The following is a 3,981-nucleotide window of genomic DNA, read 5'->3' as shown; positions in this document are numbered from 1 at the left end:
GGGCATTTCTGGGAGGGCGAAATTGCAGCGCCAATATCCGGCCTAATCGGGGCTCATGTGAAAACAACCGATATGCTTTCGTCTTATAAAAACGGTGAGGTCCTGATGAAATCAAACCATTACAATTGGAATAATTGGGCAGATCTGCTTATGGCGGATAAAAACACGGAAGTGCTTGCAACTTATGACAACCAGTTTTATAAAGGCAAAGCAGCTGTCGTGAAACATAAAATTGGTAAAGGTTCAGTAACCTACATCGGTGTGGATACAGATGATTCAAAATTAGAAAAAGATATTTTACGCGATACGTATCGTGAAACAGGAGCGACTACCGAAGACTATCCGCAAGGAGTCTATGTTTATTGGCGCGATGGTTTTTATATCGCCGTAAATTATTCTTCAGATAATTATACCATGAACCTTCCTGCATCAGCCAAAATACTGTTTGGCGAGAATGTGTTGAAACCTGCGGGTGTGTTGGTTTGGAGTGAGTGACAAACAATATTTTAATTACATTTTTTATGAAGCAAATCTTTCTTTTTATTAGTTTCTTAGTTATAGCCGGACATCTGTTTGCAGCCGGTCCGGTTCAAATATTGCCCGGCGGCATGAAGGTTACCCCTAAAAATGGTGCAGCTAAAGTCATAGAAATCAGTGTCATCAACAGTAAAATTGTGCGTGTACAGGCATCTCCCGAAAACACTATTCCTGCTGTTGGCAGCCTTTGTGTTTTGCCGGATATAGCAACACAAACGCCATTCAAAGTAACAAGCAATGCTCAATTTGCCCAATTATCTACCGACAAACTTATTGTAAAAGTATCCCTTCATACAGGTGAAATTTCATTTTTGGACAAGTCTGGGAAAGTATTGCTTCAGGAGGTAAAAGGAGGAAGAAGTTTCAAACCCTTTGCCGTTGAAAATGACAAAGGTTATACGATGCAACAAGTCTTCACCGGGACACCCGGTGAGGCGATTTATGGGCTGGGACAGCACCAGTCTGACGACTTCGATTACAAGCATAAAAGCGAAGACCTTTTCCAGTACAACACGAAAGTATCTATTCCCTTTATCATATCTACAAACAATTATGGAATTTTGTGGGACAACTATTCGCAGAGCAAGTACGGCGATCCGCGCGACTACAAAAACCTGGATCAATTTACACTGTACAATAAAGAGGGAAAAGAAGGCTCTCTGACTGCGACATACACTCAAAAAGATCAGGCACCGATTATCCGTGAGGAATCTGCCATAGATTATGAGAATATTAAGACAGTCAAGAAATTTCCATCGGGTTTCAGATTCACCGATGGTTCCATTGTTTGGGAAGGTTCCATCGTTGCTAATCAAACCGGTACGTATAAATTCAGCCTCTACTACGCCGGATATACAAAGGTATGGCTTAATGATTCGCTGGTAGTGCCCGAGCGCTGGAGAACTTCATGGAACCCGAATACCTGCCGGTTTATTTTTCCCCTGGAAAAGGGTAAACGTACCAAAATCAAATTGGAATGGAAACCTGACGGAGGTGTTTCGTACATCGGACTGAAAGCCCTTTCTTCGTCTCCACTTGAAAAAAACGGCAATATATCCTTCTGGTCTGAAATGGGCGACAAGATGGACTATTATTTCATTGCAGGCACAGATATGGACAACGTAATCAGTGGTTACCGCACCCTGACCGGCAAAGCAAGTATTATGCCGAAATGGGCCATGGGGTACTGGCAAAGCCGCGAACGCTACAAAACGCAGGCTGAACTGTTGAACGTCGTATCGGAATACCGCAAACGGAACATACCCCTTGACAACATCGTACTCGATTGGAACTACTGGCCTGAACCTGCCTGGGGAAGCCATCAATTTGACCTGAAAAGTTTTCCGGATGCCCAGGCAATGACCGATTCCGTTCATAAAATGAATGCTCACATCATGATTTCGGTATGGCCGAAGTTCTATGTCACAACCGACCATTTCAAACAATTTGAACAAAAGGGGTGGATGTATATGCAGGCGGTGAAGGACAGCATCCGCGACTGGGTTGGCCCGGGTTATGTAGGGTCATTCTACGATGCTTACAGTGCAGAGGCGCGTAAATTGTTCTGGAAACAGATGAAAGACAACCTTTATGTAAAGGGATTTGATGCATGGTGGATGGACGCTTCCGAGCCCAACGTGAGGGATTGTACCGACATGGATTATCGCAAGAAATTGTGCGGTCCGACAGCTTTAGGTTCATCCTGGAAATATTTCAACGCTTATGCCCTGGTGAATGCCGATGCCATCTACAAAGGGCAACGTGAAGCGGATAACAACAAAAGAGTCTTCCTGTTGACCCGTTCCGGCTTTGCCGGTTTGCAACGCTACTCCACTGCTACCTGGAGTGGCGACATAGCTACCCGCTGGGAAGACCTTAAGTCGCAAATATCGGCAGGACTCAACTTTGCCATGTCGGGTATTCCTTTCTGGACAATGGATATTGGAGGATTCTGCGTGGAAAAACGCTACGAAAACAGTCAGTGGGAATTTAATAAAACCGGTAACGAAAGCGAAGATCTGAAAGAGTGGCGTGAGTTGAACCTGCGTTGGTTCCAGTTCGGGGCTTTCTGCCCGCTCTTCCGTAGTCACGGCCAGTTCCCGTATCGAGAAGTGTACAACCTTGCTCCAGCCGGTCACCCGGTTTACCAAAGCCTGGTTTATTACGACGAATTACGTTACCGCCTGATGCCCTATATTTACTCATTGGCAGGTATGGCTTATCACAACGATTACACGCTGATGCGTTCGCTGGCTATGAGTTTTACCGCCGACAAACAGACTTACAGCGTAAGTGATCAATTCTTGTTAGGCCCGGCTTTGATGGTTTGCCCGGTTTACAATTACAAAGCCCGCAACCGTAAGGTCTATTTCCCTGCCGGGAATAAGTGGTACGATTTCTACTCAAACAAACTGATAGATGGCGGGCAGAAAATAAGTGTTGAAGCCCCGCTTGAAAGTATTCCTCTTTTCGTCCCTGCCGGCACCATTTTGCCGGTTGGACCTCTGATGCAATATGCTTCCGAGAAGAAAGCCGACGATATCGAAATCCGGGTTTATCAGGGTAAGAACGGCCAGTTTAGCTTATATGAAGACGAAGGCATAAATTACAATTACGAAAAAGGAGCTTTTGCCACCATTCGTTTCGACTATAACGATGCTGCCGGCACGCTTACCATTGGCGATCGTAAAGGGAGCTTCGAAGGAATGCTGACTAAACGGACATTTCGTATCATTGCTATTGGCAAAACCGGGTCCGCGCCAAAGAAAGTCGAATATGACGGATCGCGTACAGTTATAAAACTGTAAATAAACATGAGTCCGGTATAAAATGGAAACAGGGTATTTCAAATATAAAATTTACGGTACGCTGAACCTTGGATTATAATTAAATACAAATAAGGCTAAAGGCATAGCGTACTTAAAAATATGAATATCAGATTATTATGGCTATGTTTATATCGAGTTCACGATAAATTTTTCAATTCAAAAACAATAAAAGAAGAATCAATACATGTAATATGTTCTTATAGCAATCGCAATGGGAGCCTCGTTGATAGTTTCTGCACAGCAAAAGACTCCGGTTTACCTGGATGTTAACAAACCAATTGAAGAAAGGGTGGAAAATGCGCTATCGCTAATGACCCCGGAAGAGAATGTTGCCCGGTTTTTGTGTTGGAAAGCCCGGTTACTGCTCCGGGCTTTTTTTATCCCATTTTGGTAGTGTATTTCCAACAAACTTCCTTTTTCCGTTTTATCCGGATAAACATGCAACGGAATAAACCCTTCAGCGGATAAGTTGCCCATGAGCTTATCTGTATTTTTAATTAATATCGTAATATTGACGGCACTATGAATTGCTGTTGACAAAATTCTTTTGCTCCTTTCCAAAAAATATGCCGGATTTTTTTCTAAAAAATATTATAAATTTATGAAAATATTATCT

3 protein-coding genes are annotated in these 3,981 nt (G+C 43.3%); 2 read left to right on the top strand and 1 reads right to left on the bottom strand.

Annotated features, from left to right (window positions below; genetic code table 11):
• Both Q8907_13840 and Q8907_13835 read left to right on the top strand, forming a co-directional pair.
• The coding region (locus Q8907_13840) for a beta-galactosidase trimerization domain-containing protein (GenBank protein ID MDP4275351.1) at positions 1–495 on the top strand (495 nt) is incomplete at its 5' end.
• 113 nt (positions 496–608) lie between these two features.
• Positions 609–3,344 carry a glycoside hydrolase family 31 protein gene (locus Q8907_13835; GenBank protein MDP4275350.1) on the top strand — a complete coding sequence of 912 codons (2,736 nt, stop codon included), beginning with the start codon at positions 609–611 and terminating at the stop codon, positions 3,342–3,344.
• A 276-nt stretch (positions 3,345–3,620) separates the two neighbouring features.
• On the opposite strand, the gene Q8907_13830 is transcribed toward Q8907_13835, so the two are convergent.
• Positions 3,621–3,842 (bottom strand): hypothetical protein, encoded by a 222-nt coding sequence (locus Q8907_13830; protein MDP4275349.1) that lies wholly within the window; start codon positions 3,840–3,842, stop codon positions 3,621–3,623.
• Positions 3,843–3,981 lie beyond the last annotated feature (139 nt).

Source organism: Bacteroidota bacterium (assembly GCA_030706565.1).
Taxonomy (GTDB): Bacteria; Bacteroidota; Bacteroidia; order Bacteroidales; family JAUZOH01; genus JAUZOH01.
The sequence above is the reverse complement of the archived record's forward strand: the minus strand, read 5'-3'. Positions and strand labels throughout refer to the sequence as shown.